The following is a 13,648-nucleotide window of genomic DNA, read 5'->3' as shown; positions in this document are numbered from 1 at the left end:
TTGCCGGGGCAGAGCAGGCTATCCATACTCTGGCCGCCCCCCGACGCGCAAGCCAGGGGGGCGGCCGCTATCCTGCACCGCACCCATGCCCGGCACGCCGGGCGCCCTTGATCCGGATACCGTTCACCATGACCGCCGCCCCGTCTTCCGCCGCCCGCACCACCGTCGATCCCGCCGAGGTGGCCCGGTTCAGCGCCATGGCCGCGGAATGGTGGGACCCCATGGGCAAGTTCCGTCCGCTGCACACGCTGAACCCGGTACGCCTGGCCTATCTGCGCGACACCCTCTGTGCCCGGCTGGGCCGGGACGGGCAGGCGCTGCAGCCGCTGGCCGGCCTGCGCATCCTGGATGTGGGCTGCGGCGGCGGCCTGATCGCCGAGCCGCTGGCCCGCATGGGGGCGACGGTGGTGGGCATCGACGCCTCCGAACGCAACGTCAAGACCGCCGCCACCCATGCCGACGGGGCCGGCGTGCCCGTCGAGTACCGCTGCATCCCGGCCGAGGATCTGGCCGCGGCCGGCGAGCGCTTCGACGTGGTGGTGGCGCTGGAGATCGTGGAGCATGTGGCCGATGTGGACCTGTTCCTCCAGGCCCTGTCGCACCTGCTCAATCCGGGCGGGCTGCTGTTCATGGCCACGGTGAACCGCACCACCAAATCCTATCTCATGGCCATCATCGGCGCGGAATATGTGCTGCGCTGGCTGCCCCGCGGCACCCATGACTGGAAGAAGTTCCTGCGCCCGTCGGAACTGGTGGGCGGGCTGCGCCGGGCCGGCATCGCCGTGCGCGACCTGTGCGGCATGACCTACAACCCGGTCAGCGACCGGTTCGCCCTGGCCCCGCGCGACCTGGACGTCAATTACCTGTTGTGGGGGGAGAAGCTCTGACGGCGGACGTCAGTCCGCCGGCTTCAGCCGCCGGCCGAACCGGGCTTTGATCTCCGCCAGGGTCACCGGGCGGAAATCCCAGACATCGACGCCGACATCCACCTGCCGGGTCAGGCCCTTCAGCTGGCCGTGGCTGTGGCCGTGCAGGTTCCAGGCGCCCTTGTACAGGCCGTTCCAGGTGCGGAAGGCGTAGTGGCCCAGCACCAGCCGGGTGTCGTCCACCACCAGTTCGGCATAGTCCCGCACATCGGCCCAGCCCGAAAGGGCCCTGGTCGCGGCGCTGTCATTGTTGCCGGCCAGCAGATGCTTGCGCCCGTTGAGCGAAGCCAGGATCGCCGCCATGCGCTCCGGCCCGTGATGCAGGGCGAAGTCGCCGAGGTGCCAGACCTCGTCCGCCGGCCCCACCCGCCCGTTCCAGCGCGCCACCAGCGCCGCCTCCATGTCCGCCCCATCGGCGAAGGGCCGGCGGAAGCGGCCGATGGCCCCGGCATGGCCGAAATGGGTGTCGGCGGTGAAGAAAACCGGCATGGCGCTCCCCGCTGGGCCGATGGATCATCCGGGGCGGCGGGTCACAGCCCTGCCCCCCGTTTGCGCCCCCTCCGCGCCACCCGTCACCGCCCCGGCTCCAGCCGCAGGGTCCAGACAGGCACCCCCGGCAGGAACGGCGCCGGCACCCCTTCGACCCAGTCCTCATGCCCGGCCAGGTAATAGGGGGACAGCGGATAGCCGCTCTGCCCGCCCGGCATGTGGAAATAGCCTTCCTCCTCATGGCCGGGAGAGACGGCGAAGCGCTCGCTGGCGCCGAAGCCGGGGGCCTGGGCCCGCGGCTGCACCGTGTCGCCCGGCACCGGCCCGTCCGGCGGATCGGTCAGCCAGCCCACCGGCGGCAGCAGCCGGGCCAGCGGATGCCTGACCCCGGCCTGGTTGCGGGCGCCCCAGCTGAAGGCCTCGAGATCGCCGCCCGCCGCCTTCTGCACATCGCCGGCCAGGCCGGCCAACGCGGCGTCCAGCACGGCGTCCCAGCTGTCATGGCCCGGCGGCACCAGCCCGGCCGGCCGGCTTTGCAGCAGGTGGCGGGCCGCCCCCTCCATCTGGGCCGTGCGCGGGCGGCGGCCCAGATCGCCGAGATAGGCGGAACTCAGCGTCTGCAACACCGCGGCGCGGAAGCCGCGCACCAGACGGTAGCCGACCGAATCCACCGCGGCGCGCCCGCCCCAGTCCTGCACGGCCGCGACCCAGCCGGCGGGCGCCGTGCCCGCCTCCTCCTGCCGCGCCAGCACGGCCAGAAGCAGCTGTTGCCAGAACTCCAGCACGGGAGCCCGGTCCTCCAGCTGGATATCCAGCATGTCCTCCGGCGCGAACCGGTCCTGGGCATAGAGCGCTTCCTGGATGCCCTTGGCACGGGCGCCCAGATCGTAGCCGCCATTGCCCAGCTTGGCGAAGGCGGCCCCGCCGACCACGCGGGTATTGGCGGTCCAGATGCGGTTGTCATCGGGGTTGAGGATGACCGGCACCTCGTCGGCCGGCAGCATGCCTAGCCAGCCGCGCGTGCCGTCGGCCCAGCTGGTGGGGCGGCGGCCATCATGGCCGAAGCGGGCCGGCACCGGGCCGATGATGGTCCAGGCCACATTGCCCATGCCATCGCCCACCACGAGATTCTGTTGCGGAATGCCGGCATGGTGGGCGACCGCGATCGCCGCCGGCACATCGGCCGCCTGTTCCAGCCCCAGGAAGCCGCCCAGATCGACGGCGCCTGTATCATGGGCCGTCCAGCGATAGGCCAGCCTGGCCCCGTCCGGGCCTGTGCCGACCACCGGCCCCCAGATGGTGTTCTCCACCACCAGCGTTTCGCAGTCGGCGAAGGCGGGACAGAGCCGTTCCTCCACCCGCTCGATGGCCTTGGGGCCGTCCGGCGTGCGGTAGCGGTCGCCGTCCGCCGGCTCCAGCACCACCAGATCCCCGGTGTCGATATAGCTGTTGGTGAAGCCCCAGGCGATGTGGCCGTTGCTGCCGGCCACCACGGCCGGCGTTCCCGGCAGGGTGACGCCGGTGATGTCCAGCGTGGGTGCCGCCGCCCCGTCCGGATGCAGGATCAGCCGCGCCCGGTACCAGGTGGCCGGCACGGGCAGGCCCAGATGCATGTCGTTGGCCACCAGGGCGGCCCCGCTGTCGGTCAGGGCGCCGCCCACGGCCCAGGCGTTGCTGCCCTTCACCGGCGCCGGCTCCGCCGCGCTGCCTGCGGCCCCACCCGCAGCCGGCGCGGCGGGTTGGCGGCCGGGCAGCCGGTCCGGCAGCGGCGGCTCCGGCAGCAGGCTACCATCGAGGGCACTGTCCCAGGCGGTGCCCGACGGCAGCAGGGCCGCCGCCATCTCCGGCCCGACGCGGCGCACGGCCTGGTCGAAGGCACGTTCCAGATCACCGCTGGAATCCTGAAGATCGAAATACAGGGCATAGACGGCCAGGATCGTGTCCTCCGCCGTCCAGGGTCTGGGCGCCTGCAGCAGCAGGGCATATTCGAAGGGGCGGGCCGACAGGTCGCGCAGACCGGCATTGACGCCCTGAACATAGGCCTCCAGCAGGGCACGCTCCTGCGCGTCCATGGCCTTGACCGCCTCGGCGGAGCGGGCGCGCATGCGGTGCAGCCGGCGGGCACGGTCCAGCGGCAGCGCCGCCGATCCCACCAGGTCCGACAGCTCGCCGGCCGCGGAGCGGCGCATCAGATCCATCTGGAAGAAGCGTTCCTGCCCATGCAGGAAGCCCAGGGCACGGGCCAGATCGGCCCGGCTCTGCCCCCGCAGGGTGGGCACGCCGGCCACATCGCGCAGGATGGTCACCGGGGCCGACAGGCCGGCGGTCGTGACCGCCCCCTCCAGCCGGGGCTCCCCGCGCAGCAGCACCAGGGTGAAGGCGGCCCCCGCCACCAGCCCCACCCCCAGGACACCGGCCAGCGTATAGACGGCCCCCTTGGCCACGCGCCGCCCGATGCGCCCGGTTCTGCTGCCCATGGTCATCCCCCCGCTTCGCCCGAATGATCGGTCTCCAGCATTACCCCGTCGGCGCGGCCGCCGCCATGGCATCCTGTGCGGCCGGGCGATATGGTCCGGCCGCCGCGGGCAGCGACATGGCACGGCGGCCAGGGGTGCAGGCGCCGGATGGCCGCGCCGTGCCGCACACGGGCGGGGGATGAACCATCGTCCGGCCGGCGGTATCGCCCGTAAAGCGGGCCGGTTTCAGAGCGATCCGCACGGCGGACGCCAGCCCCCGCCAGGGGCGGAGATCACTTGGTGTCCAGACACGGCGCGTTCAGCAAAGCCGTGGAATGATACGCCCCCATAAGGCCGGCCACGTCCCGCGGCAGGTTGGTGTCGATCGTGTCACCCCCGGTGGCCCCGGCCGCGGCGCCATCGGTTATCAGCTTGGTGACGAGAGCGTCCCCGCTAGCGTAATCCAGGGCGCCGAGGCGCTTGCCGATCTTTTCGCCCTTCTTGGCGAAGCCTTCGGTCGAAGCCTGCATCAGCGTCGTCAGCGTATCGGCGTGCAGTTTGCGCCAGTCGGCCGTGATGTCCGCCACCTCATCCCGGTAGCGCTTCATCGCCGTGGGCGAACATTTGGCCCTGGTCACACGGCCATAGCTTTTGTTGTAGCGGTCGGCAAGGGACTTAACATAACCGCGGTAGACGGGATAGCCAGCCAGACAACTCTTGGCATTGCCCACCTGCCGCACCAGGTCGTTGTGCTCCCTGGCCTGGGAGATGAAGTCGTCGTTGCTCTTGCAGTCGTCGGCTTGCCGGTCATCCCGATCCTTGGACGTCTGCGACGGTTTGGATTTTTCCCCGAATGTCTGCAGACGCGGCCCCGTGCAGCCCATGGGATAGTCCCCTTCCTTTCCCGGGCATTGGGCGGCGAGTGCCGTCGAGTGGATGGATATCACCGCCGTCACGACGGCAATCATCCGGAGAGAAAGACCACCTTTCCCGATCGAAATGGACAGTATCAGACAAATCCCCGCTGGTCGGCACCGGGTGGCCGATAGGACCGGCGTCCCGCCCGTCACCCTGTCTGCGGCGACGGTCGGACAGGCAAGGCGTGCCGTCAAGCCGCCATTTCCCGCACGGGCACCCCATCGGCCCGTCCGGCGGGGGAGATGCCGCGGACGCATGCCGCATCTTTCGACGGCGGGACCATCGCCGTTTCGCGCCGGGCCGAATCCTGCCGCCGGCTGTGCGCCCTGGGTGCCATGCCACGACATGGCCGGCTTTGCTTGACGGTAGGACGCAACGCCAGCATCCCGGCCGCCGCCATGGCATCCTGTGCGGCCGAACGATATGGTCCGGTCGATCCGGCGCCGCCCGCCCCGGTTCCGTCCGCCCCGAGGAGCATGCCCCATGGCCCTGACCCGCCGCGATGCCGAAGCCCTGGATGCCGCCGATCCGCTGGCCGGATTCCGCGACCGCTTCGCCCTGCCGGACGGGGTTATCTATCTCGACGGCAATTCCCTGGGCGTGTTGCCGAAGGCCACCACGGCCCGGCTGGCCCAGGTGGTGGAGCAGGAATGGGGGCGCGACCTCATCCGCAGTTGGAACAGCGCCGACTGGATCGGTCTGCCGGCCCGGGTGGGCGCCCTGATCGCCCGCATCGTCGGCGCCGACGCCGATGAGGTCATCGCCGCCGACAGCACCTCCGTCAATCTGTTCAAGCTGGCGGCCGCGGCCGTGCGGCTGCGCCCCGGCCGCCGGATCATCCTGTCGGAACCCGGCAATTTCCCCACCGACCTCTATGTCATGCAGGGGCTGGCCGAGCTGCTGGGCGGCCGGGTGGAACTGCGGCTGGCCGAACGCGACCGGCTGGCGGACGCGCTGACCGACGAGGTGGCGCTGCTGCTGCTGACCCAGGTGCATTACAAGACCGGTGCCCTGCACGACCTGCCCGGCCTGACGGCCCGTGCCCATGCCGTGGGCGCCCTGACGCTGTGGGACCTGTCGCACAGCGCCGGCGCGCTGCCGCTGCAGCTGTCACGCGACGGCGCCGATTTCGCCGTGGGCTGCGGCTATAAGTACCTCAATGGCGGTCCCGGCGCCCCGGCTTTCCTGTATGCGGCCCGCCGGCACCAGGACAGCGTGCGCCAGCCCCTGTCCGGCTGGATGGGGCATGCCGCCCCCTTCGCCTTCAGCGATGCCTACCAGCCGGCCGCCGGCATGGGCCGCCAGCTCTGCGGCACGCCCGGCATCCTGGGACTGGCGGCGCTGGAGGAAGGGGCCGCCATCATGGCCGAGGCCGACATGCGGGCCGTGCGGGCCAAATCCCGCGCCCTGGGCGATCTGTTCCTGCAGCGGGTGGAGGCGCTGTGCCCCGGCCAGTTCGGTCTGGCCTGCCCGCGCGACAGTGCGGCCCGCGGCAGCCAGGTCAGCCTGACCCACAGGGACGGCTATGCCATCGTCCAGGCCCTGATCGCCGACGGGGTCATCGGCGATTTCCGTGCGCCCGACGTGCTGCGCTTCGGGTTCACGCCGCTCTATCTCCGCCATGGGGACGTCTGGGACGCGGCCGAGGCGCTGGGCCGGGTCATGCGCGAGGAGCGCTACCGCCAGCCCGCCTTCCAGGTGCGCGCCGCCGTCACCTGAGCGCCGACGGCAGAGGGCCGGCACGAGGGGAAGCGGCGATTCGCCGGCACCCCGCCGGAATGACGGGAATCTCCGTGACCAGACCCACAATTTACATCGCATCAGGTACTATTACCGGAAAATTACCCCTGTATACATCGATCTCAATTCCGGTAATTTTGTTACAAAGACAGTTATCGCAGCGCTATTACACGGAAAATATTATCAGCTATGCGTGAAAATTCTTAGCCATCACCAAAACAACAAACATTTGGTCGCAAAAATTTTCTCCGCGGCAGATTAGAATTTTCGGACTTCCGGCATTTCAGTGGAGTCCCGCCGTGCCGCGCCTGACCCTGTCGATCGCCACCCGTATCGCCCTGCTGGTGATCGGGTCCCTGTCGATCCTGACCGCCATCCTGCTGACCACCAACTTCGTGCTGCTGTCCGGCTATTCCCAGGAACTGGCCGATGACCGCCAGGATTCGAACATGCGCGTGGCCTGGGAGGTCCTGTCCCGCTACGGCAGCGGCTACAGCCTGCGCGACGGCAAACTGTCCGTGGGCGAGGTGGCCCTGGACGGGTTCAGCGAGCCGGTGGACACGGTGAAGCGGCTGGTCGGCGGCACCGCCACCATCTTCGCCATGCAGGGGAAGGATGCCGTCCGCATCAGCACCAACGTGATGACGCCCGAGGGCAAGCGGGCCGTCGGCACCACGCTGGCCCGCAACGCCGCCTATGACAGCGTCGTGGTCCAGGGCCGGCCCTACCGCGGCGAGGCGGAGATCCTGGGAGTGCCCTTCTTCACCGCCTACGACCCGATCAAGGACGCCTCGGGCAGAGTGGTCGGCGTGCTCTATACCGGGATCAAGAAGGAGATCTTCACCGCCAGCGCCACCCGGCTGCGGCAGCTGACGCTGCTCTACAGCGTCATCGCCGCACTGGTGCTGGGATCGCTGGGCTGGTGGGGCGGGCGGCGCTGGATCGGCCGTCCGGTCAGCGCGGTGACCGGCCTGCTGGAGCGGCTGGCGGCGGGCGACACCGCCGGCCGGGTGGCCGACAGCGGCCGCCGCGACGAGGTCGGGCGCATGCAGCGCGCCGCCACCGCCCTGCAGGCCGCCGTGGCCGATGTGTTCCGCCTGAAGCAGATGGTGGAGACCATGCCGCTCAGCGTCATGCAGGCCGACGCCCGCAATGATTTCCGCATCAGCTACGCCAACCGCACCACGCGCGACTTCTTCACGGCCATGCAACAGCACCTGCCCTGTACGGCAGACGCATTGGTCGGACAGCCCGTGGGCGTGTTCCACCGGGATGCCGAACAGATGATGCGCATCATCCGCGATCCGACCCGCCTGCCCTGGACCGGCCGCATCCATCTGGGCCAGGAGGTTCTGGATCTGCGCGTCAGCGCCGTGATGGATGCCGCCGGCACCTATCTCGGCCCCATGGTGACCTGGACCCCGGTGACCGAACAGGCCCGGCTGGCCGACACGTTCGAGGCCAGCGTCAAGCGCGTGGCCGAGGATCTTGCCCGCGCCGCCGAGGAGATGCGCCAGGCCGCCAACACCCTGACCACCACCACCGATGCCGCCGGCCGCCAGTCCCTGGCCGTCAGCGGTGCCGCCGAACAGGCCTCGGCCAATGTGCAGACGGTGGCCGCCGCGGCGGAGCAGCTGGCCGCCTCCGTGGGCGAGGTCAGCCAGCAGGTGGCCCGCTCCAGCCAGATCGCCGGCCGTGCCGTGGAAGAGGCGGCCCAGACCGGGGAGACCATGTCGACCCTGTCCGACAGCGCCACCCGCATCGGCGATGTGGTGGCCCTGATCCAGGAGATCGCGGCCCAGACCAACCTGCTGGCCCTCAACGCCACCATCGAGGCGGCCCGTGCCGGCGAGGCGGGGAAAGGCTTCGCCGTGGTGGCGTCGGAGGTCAAGGCCCTGGCCGTGCAGACGGCCCGCGCCACCGAGGAGATCCGCGCCCAGATCGCCGCCATGCAGGACAGCGCCGGCCGCAGTGTCGGCGCCATCGACCGCATCGCCGCCACCATCCGCGAGGTGGATCAGGTTTCCAGCGCCATCGCCGCCGCCATGGAGGAACAGGGCGCCGCCACGCGCGAGATCGCCCGCAATGTGGCGGAGGCCGCCACCGGCACGGCCCAGGTCAGCCGGACCATCCTGGACGTGTCGCGTGCCACCGAATCCGCCGGTGCCGCCTCGACCCAGGTGCGCGCCACCGCCGACGGGCTGGCGGCCCAGGCCGCCGATCTGGGCACGGCCATCACCGCCTTCATCCAGACGCTGCGGCGGGCGGCCTGAGCCGAGGACAGGGGACGGGGCAGGACAGCGCGGACGCGGTGCTGCGGGTCCAGGCGGTCACAGGGCCCGCAGCACCGCCCGCACCGGGGCGGCGTCGGCCGTGGCCAGGGCCAGCGGCAGGGCGATCAGCTCGTACCAGCCCTCCGGCACCCCGTCCAGCACCAGCCCTTCCAGGATGCCCATGCCGTGCCGGCACACGGCATGGTGGGCCTCCAGGCTCTTGCTTTCCTGCGGGTCCAGCGACGGCGCATCGACACCGATCAGCGCCACCCCCTGCCCGGCCAGCCAGTCGATGGCGGCGGCCGTCATGGCCGTGAAGCCGGGGTCCCAGGCCTCATGGGGGAAGCGCGCATAGGTGCGCAGCAGCAGCCGCTGCGTCCCCGCCGGCACCCGCCCCCGCAGATGCGCCGCCTCCACCGCCGCCAGCCCCGGCGGCAGATGCAGCAGCAGGGCCGGGCCGATATAGCGCGACAGGTCCAGCCCCGCCGCGGCCGCACCGCCGGACTGGTAATGCAGCGGCGCATCGGCATGGGTGCCGGTGTGGCTGGACAGGGTCAGGCGGCTGACATTGACCGGACAGTCCGGGCCGATGGCCCAGGTCCGCTGCTCCTGATAGGCGGTATCGCCGGGCCAGACCGGAATGCCGGTGCGGATGGGCTGGGTGATGTCCCACAGGCGGCGGTCGGGCATGGGGCGGCATCCTTGATCGGGGAAGCCCCAGCTTTAAAAGCCGCCTGCCCGGCCGGCAAGCCCGCTGCTGCCGGAGCCACACCCCCGCCGCCGGCCGGGCCGCCCGGCTCAGGCGCAGATGGCCTGGATGGCCGGGGCCGGATGCCGCTCCGAGGTCAGCACCTGCCGCACCAGCGGCATGGCACGCAGGCAGCGGGCCACATAGTCGCTCTCGGCCCGGGTCAGGGTACGGACCTGCACATCGACCAGCAATTCCGCCTCCGCCTCGACAAGGCGGGCCTGGACCGAGCTGGGCACCAGCCCGCGCTTGGCGAAATGCTCCAGCAGCCGCGGCAGCACCCCCGGATCAGCCTCGGCCACGATGGCAAAGCAGGCGGTGCGGTCGGGATCGGTGGGGCGGGCCTCCGCCGGCGGTGGGGTCAGGGCAGGCGCGGCCATCATGCTCACTCCGCCGGGACCGCCGAGGCGACCGTCAGCTCACGGCCGGGCACGAAGCCCTCCATCTCGGCCCGGCGCAGGCAGCGGGTCAGGGCGCGCAGCGTGTCGGACTCGTCGCGGCCGGGCACCACCACGGCGAAGGCCGGCCATTGCTCGGCGGCGCGCAGAGCACCATCCACCGCCTGATCCAGGCTGGCGCCGTCCAGCCGCGACCAGGGCACGCTCGACGGCCCGGCCCGCTTCACCGCCAGCGCGATGCGGGTGCCGGAACTGGCGTCGGTATAGACGGTCAGGGTGGCGTGGTTGGCGGCGTTCTGCATGGTGTTATCCCCCGGATGATGGCTGCGGCGCGGGCAGCGGCAACGGGTGGAAGACTACGCCGGACGCCTGGGCATTTCTTTGCAAAGTTGCTTTTTGAGGCTCACTTCCTGCATGCTGAATGCGCAACATCCATTTTCCACGAATGAACCATGCAGAAGCCTCTGGACGGAATCGACTGGCACATCCTGGCCGAGCTGCAGAAGGACGGTGCTGCCACCGCGGCGGAGGTGGCGGACAAGGTGGGCCTGTCGCAGAGCCCGTGCTGGCGCCGCATCCAGCGGCTGGAGGAGGACGGGGTGATCAAGCGCCGGGTGGCGCTGCTGGACCGCAAGGCCCTGGGCCTGAACGTGCTGATCTTCAGCCATGTCAAGCTGGAGGCGCACAGCGGCGACACGCTGGACGATTTCCGCGAGGCCATCCGCCGCATTCCCGAGGTGCAGGAATGCTTCGTGCTGATGGGGCAGGTGGATTTCCTGCTCCGCATCGTCACCCGCGACATCGAGGCCTATGAGAAGCTGTTCTTCGAGCGGCTGTCGAAGCTGCCCGGCGTGCGCGAGATCAACAGCATGATCGCCGTCTCCGCCGTCAAGGAGACGACGGAGCTGCCGTTGCCTGGCTCACCCTGATGCCGGTACGCCCCGACCGCCCTCAGTCCCGCTCGCGCCGGCGGCCGGGATCGCGGAAATAGAACTGGCCGGGGTCCAGCGTGACCCCGAATTCCGGGCTCATCAGCGCCACCTGGGTGGTCAGCCCCTGCGCGTCCAGCACCCGCCATTTGCGCAGGGCGAAGGGATGCTGCTCGAACACCAGGGTCAGACGGCCCAGACCGGGATCCTTGGTCTGCACCAGAGTCACCTCCAGCGTGCCGCCGTCGCGGGTGATATCGGTCACCGTCACGTCGCCGGAGAGAACGATCTGCGGGCGCAGCAGGAAATCGGCAAGGGTGCTGCCGATCGGGGCGTTGGACTGCTCCTTCAGCTCGGCATCCCAGAAATAGACGAAACTGCCATCGGCCACGATGAAGTTGCGCACCGGCGGCTCGTAATCGATGCGCATGCGCCCCGGCCGCAGCAGGCTGAAGGTCCCGCGCGTGGCCTTGCCGTCATCGGTCACCTGCAGGAACTCCGACTTCAGCGAGGTGATACCGTTGAGATAGTCTTCAACCTGCTTCAGGTCGGCCCGGTCCTGATCGGTCAGGGCCGGGGCGCCTTTGGCCGCGGACGCCTTGACCGCCGCGGTCTTGGCGGCCGCCAGGGCCGGCTGCGGCGCCAGCAGCGGCGGAAGAAGCGACAGGGTGGCGGTCAGGGCCAGGACGGCCGTCAGGGTGGTGCGCATGGAGCCCGGTCTAGCGGAGGTTCATGGCGGCTTTGCGGACGCCATTGTGGCGGAAGCGTGGGGCCGGCCCGTCCCATAGAAGGACCGGTCCGGCGCGGTTTCAAGGGGCTTCGCCGCCCCTCAGCCCGGATCGGCGGCGGATACGGGATCGAAGCGGCCGCTGGATTCGTCCAGCTGGTACAGTTCGGCATCGGCCACATTGAACATCAGCCCGTGCAGCGCCAGCGTCCCCGCCTGTTCGCGCGAGGCGATCCAGGGGAAGGTGCGGAGATTCTGCAACGACAGCGCCACCACCTGCCGCTCCAGCGCGCGCAGATCGGGCGGCTGGCCGCCGCGCGGCAGGTCGGCCAGCACCGGCTTGGCCATGGTCATCCAGGCGCCGATGAAGTCGGTCTGCTCGGCCGTGCGGTCGCGGGTCAGGGCGTGGACACCGCCGCATTTGGTATGACCCATCACCACCACCATGCGCACGCCCAGTTCACGCACCGCGAACTCCAGCGCGGCCGAGGTGCCGTGATAATCGCCGTCGGGACGGTAGGGCGGCACCAGATTGGCCACGTTGCGGATCACGAACAGGTCGCCGGGCGGGGCCGCGAAGATCAGGGTGGGGTCGACACGGCTGTCGCAGCAGGTGATCAGCACCGCCTTGGGACGCTGCCCCTCGGCTAGCATGCGGAAGCGCTCCTCATGCTGCTGGAAGTTGGTGCGGCGGAATTCCTGGAACCCGCGGATGAGATCCTTCATGAAGGACGGCCCTGCAGACATCGGGGGCGGAGCGGCTGTCGGCCGCCGCGCGCCATCGGGGGCGCACCATGGGCCAGCGTCGCCCCCCTGTCCAGACCTCAGCGGCGCAGCCCGCCGTTGACAGCGGACGACAGGGCCGCCTAGTTCTGGGGGGTCACGGTTCTCCAGCCGACCTGTCGGGCCTGCCCCGCGGACGGACCTGGAGCGAAGAGGGAATCCGGTGCAAGTCCGGAGCTGCCCCCGCAACTGTCAGCGGCGAGCCTTGCGTCCATCACAGTCCACTGGGACCCCGGTCCCGGGAAGGCCGGACGGGGCGACGACCCGCAAGCCAGGAGACCTGCCGCGGCCAACGCAACGTCCCTGGGCGGGGTGTCCCGGTGGAACGCCTGTGCGCCCGCGCCCTCCGGCTGCGGGAGGTTCGCCATGCGTCCGCTCGGCCTTTGCCCCCAACGATTGGGGTTCAAGCCGATGACTTCCTTTTCTTCCGACCCTGCTGCCGCTGCGGCGGCCAGCCCTGGTCCCGCCTCGCCCGCTGGCGGCGCCGTGACCAGGCTGATCGACATCGTCTTTCCCGGCGACACCAACCATCACGGCACGCTGTTCGGCGGGGCCGGGCTGGCGCATATGGACAAGGTGGCCTTCATCGCCGCCTCCCGCCATGCGCGGGTGGATTTCGTCACCGCATCCTGCGAGCGCATCGATTTCGTCGCCCCCGCCCATCTCGGAGAGATCGTGGAGTTGACCGGACGGCCGGTCCGGGCCGGGCGCCGCTCCCTGGCCATCGAGGTGGACATGGTGGCCGAGGTGCTGACCACCGGCGAGCGCCGCCGCTGCTGCCGCGGCATCTTCAACATGGTGGCCGTCGGCGCGGGGCTGGAGGCCATGGGCGGGCGCCTGCCGCCGGTCGGCGACGCGACGCCGGCGGACAGCGGCCCCCTGCGCATGGTGGAAATGGTCTTTCCCGAACAGACCAGCCATTACGGCAGCCTCTATGGCGGCCATGCCCTGACCTGCATGGCCAAGGCCGCCTTCGTCGCCGCCACCCGCCATGCCCGCAAGCCCGTGGTCATGGCCGCGTCCCAGCGCACCGACTTCACCGGTCAGATCCATCCCGGCGAGATCATCGAGGTGACACCCCGCATCGCCGCCACCGGCCGCAGTTCCATGACCGTGGTCGTCGATCTTCTTGCCGAGACGCTGCACAGCGGCGACCGGCGCCAGTGCGGCACGGCGGAGTTCGTCATGGTCGCCGTGGACGACCAGCACCGCCCCGTGCCGGTGCTGCCGACCGCGGCCTGATCCCGGCGGGGACCATGCG

13 protein-coding genes and 1 riboswitch are annotated in these 13,648 nt (G+C 70.4%); of the genes, 5 read left to right on the top strand and 8 right to left on the bottom strand.

Annotation, left to right across the window (positions count from 1 at the left end):
- The first annotated feature begins 128 nt into the window (after window positions 1-128).
- Window positions 129-887 carry a bifunctional 2-polyprenyl-6-hydroxyphenol methylase/3-demethylubiquinol 3-O-methyltransferase UbiG gene (gene ubiG / locus DK368_RS04320; RefSeq protein WP_114392328.1) on the top strand — a complete coding sequence of 253 codons (759 nt, stop codon included), beginning with the start codon at window positions 129-131 and terminating at the stop codon, window positions 885-887.
- A 9-nt stretch (window positions 888-896) separates the two neighbouring features.
- Here the strand turns inward: ubiG and DK368_RS04315 are convergent, their stop codons facing one another.
- From DK368_RS04315 to DK368_RS04305, 3 genes are all read right to left on the bottom strand, one after another.
- The gene (locus tag DK368_RS04315) at window positions 897-1,415 is read right to left on the bottom strand and encodes a metallophosphoesterase (protein WP_114392327.1); all 519 of its coding nucleotides are present in this window, start codon (window positions 1,413-1,415) and stop codon (window positions 897-899) included.
- A gap of 83 nt (window positions 1,416-1,498) precedes the next feature.
- Window positions 1,499-3,892 (bottom strand): penicillin acylase family protein, encoded by a 2,394-nt coding sequence (locus tag DK368_RS04310; protein WP_162305859.1) that lies wholly within the window; start codon window positions 3,890-3,892, stop codon window positions 1,499-1,501.
- A gap of 272 nt (window positions 3,893-4,164) precedes the next feature.
- A complete protein-coding gene (locus tag DK368_RS04305; protein ID WP_155524465.1) occupies window positions 4,165-4,839 on the bottom strand; it encodes a hypothetical protein in 675 nt (224 codons plus the stop codon).
- Window positions 4,840-5,272: 433 nt separating this feature from the next.
- Here DK368_RS04305 and kynU point away from each other — a divergent pair, with 433 nt between their 5' ends.
- A complete protein-coding gene (gene kynU, locus DK368_RS04300; RefSeq protein ID WP_114392324.1) occupies window positions 5,273-6,508 on the top strand; it encodes a kynureninase in 1,236 nt (411 codons plus the stop codon).
- Between the two features lie 320 nt (window positions 6,509-6,828).
- On the top strand, window positions 6,829-8,802 hold the full coding sequence (locus tag DK368_RS04295) for a methyl-accepting chemotaxis protein (RefSeq protein ID WP_114392323.1): 1,974 nt from the start codon (window positions 6,829-6,831) through the stop codon (window positions 8,800-8,802).
- A 57-nt stretch (window positions 8,803-8,859) separates the two neighbouring features.
- Here the strand turns inward: DK368_RS04295 and kynB are convergent, their stop codons facing one another.
- The 3 genes from kynB to DK368_RS04280 form a co-directional block, all read right to left on the bottom strand.
- Entirely contained in the window at window positions 8,860-9,492 is a 633-nt protein-coding gene (gene kynB / locus DK368_RS04290; RefSeq protein WP_114392322.1) for an arylformamidase, read from the bottom strand.
- A gap of 108 nt (window positions 9,493-9,600) precedes the next feature.
- On the bottom strand, window positions 9,601-9,933 hold the full coding sequence (locus DK368_RS04285; RefSeq protein WP_114392321.1) for a hypothetical protein: 333 nt from the start codon (window positions 9,931-9,933) through the stop codon (window positions 9,601-9,603).
- A gap of 2 nt (window positions 9,934-9,935) precedes the next feature.
- The gene (locus tag DK368_RS04280) at window positions 9,936-10,250 is read right to left on the bottom strand and encodes a hypothetical protein (protein ID WP_114392320.1); all 315 of its coding nucleotides are present in this window, start codon (window positions 10,248-10,250) and stop codon (window positions 9,936-9,938) included.
- 150 nt (window positions 10,251-10,400) lie between these two features.
- Here DK368_RS04280 and DK368_RS04275 point away from each other — a divergent pair, with 150 nt between their 5' ends.
- Window positions 10,401-10,877, top strand: a complete 477-nt coding sequence (locus DK368_RS04275; protein ID WP_114392319.1) for an Lrp/AsnC family transcriptional regulator — start codon at window positions 10,401-10,403, stop codon at window positions 10,875-10,877.
- Window positions 10,878-10,899: 22 nt separating this feature from the next.
- On the opposite strand, the gene DK368_RS04270 is transcribed toward DK368_RS04275, so the two are convergent.
- Together DK368_RS04270 and DK368_RS04265 are read right to left on the bottom strand one after the other, a co-directional pair.
- On the bottom strand, window positions 10,900-11,586 hold the full coding sequence (locus DK368_RS04270; protein WP_114392318.1) for a LolA family protein: 687 nt from the start codon (window positions 11,584-11,586) through the stop codon (window positions 10,900-10,902).
- Window positions 11,587-11,706: 120 nt separating this feature from the next.
- Entirely contained in the window at window positions 11,707-12,330 is a 624-nt protein-coding gene (locus DK368_RS04265) for a carbonic anhydrase (protein WP_114392317.1), read from the bottom strand.
- 140 nt (window positions 12,331-12,470) lie between these two features.
- A riboswitch (cobalamin riboswitch) is annotated at window positions 12,471-12,689 on the top strand.
- A 109-nt stretch (window positions 12,690-12,798) separates the two neighbouring features.
- Between DK368_RS04265 and DK368_RS04260 the strand changes: the two genes are divergently transcribed.
- Entirely contained in the window at window positions 12,799-13,629 is an 831-nt protein-coding gene (locus DK368_RS04260; RefSeq protein ID WP_114392316.1) for an acyl-CoA thioesterase, read from the top strand.
- Window positions 13,630-13,648: the final 19 nt, after the last annotated feature.

The sequence above is a fragment of the Oleisolibacter albus genome, assembly GCF_003336875.1.
In the GTDB taxonomy this organism is placed as follows: domain Bacteria; phylum Pseudomonadota; class Alphaproteobacteria; order Azospirillales; family Azospirillaceae; genus Niveispirillum; species Niveispirillum album.
This window is presented reverse-complemented; position numbering and strand designations above follow the sequence as displayed.

Excerpts from the sequence above, each read along its gene's own strand:
- kynB (WP_114392322.1), bottom strand. The coding sequence starts at position 9,492 with ATGCCCGACCGCCGCCTGTGGGACATCACCCAGCCCATCCGCACCGGC.
- DK368_RS04265 (WP_114392317.1), bottom strand. The coding sequence starts at position 12,330 with ATGAAGGATCTCATCCGCGGGTTCCAGGAATTCCGCCGCACCAACTTC.
- DK368_RS04270 (WP_114392318.1), bottom strand. The coding sequence starts at position 11,586 with ATGCGCACCACCCTGACGGCCGTCCTGGCCCTGACCGCCACCCTGTCG.
- DK368_RS04305 (WP_155524465.1), bottom strand. The coding sequence starts at position 4,839 with ATGATTGCCGTCGTGACGGCGGTGATATCCATCCACTCGACGGCACTC.
- DK368_RS04310 (WP_162305859.1), bottom strand. The coding sequence starts at position 3,892 with ATGGGCAGCAGAACCGGGCGCATCGGGCGGCGCGTGGCCAAGGGGGCC.
- DK368_RS04260 (WP_114392316.1), top strand. The coding sequence starts at position 12,799 with ATGACTTCCTTTTCTTCCGACCCTGCTGCCGCTGCGGCGGCCAGCCCT.
- kynU (WP_114392324.1), top strand. The coding sequence starts at position 5,273 with ATGGCCCTGACCCGCCGCGATGCCGAAGCCCTGGATGCCGCCGATCCG.
- DK368_RS04275 (WP_114392319.1), top strand. The coding sequence starts at position 10,401 with ATGCAGAAGCCTCTGGACGGAATCGACTGGCACATCCTGGCCGAGCTG.
- ubiG (WP_114392328.1), top strand. The coding sequence starts at position 129 with ATGACCGCCGCCCCGTCTTCCGCCGCCCGCACCACCGTCGATCCCGCC.
- DK368_RS04285 (WP_114392321.1), bottom strand. The coding sequence starts at position 9,933 with ATGATGGCCGCGCCTGCCCTGACCCCACCGCCGGCGGAGGCCCGCCCC.
- DK368_RS04280 (WP_114392320.1), bottom strand. The coding sequence starts at position 10,250 with ATGCAGAACGCCGCCAACCACGCCACCCTGACCGTCTATACCGACGCC.
- DK368_RS04315 (WP_114392327.1), bottom strand. The coding sequence starts at position 1,415 with ATGCCGGTTTTCTTCACCGCCGACACCCATTTCGGCCATGCCGGGGCC.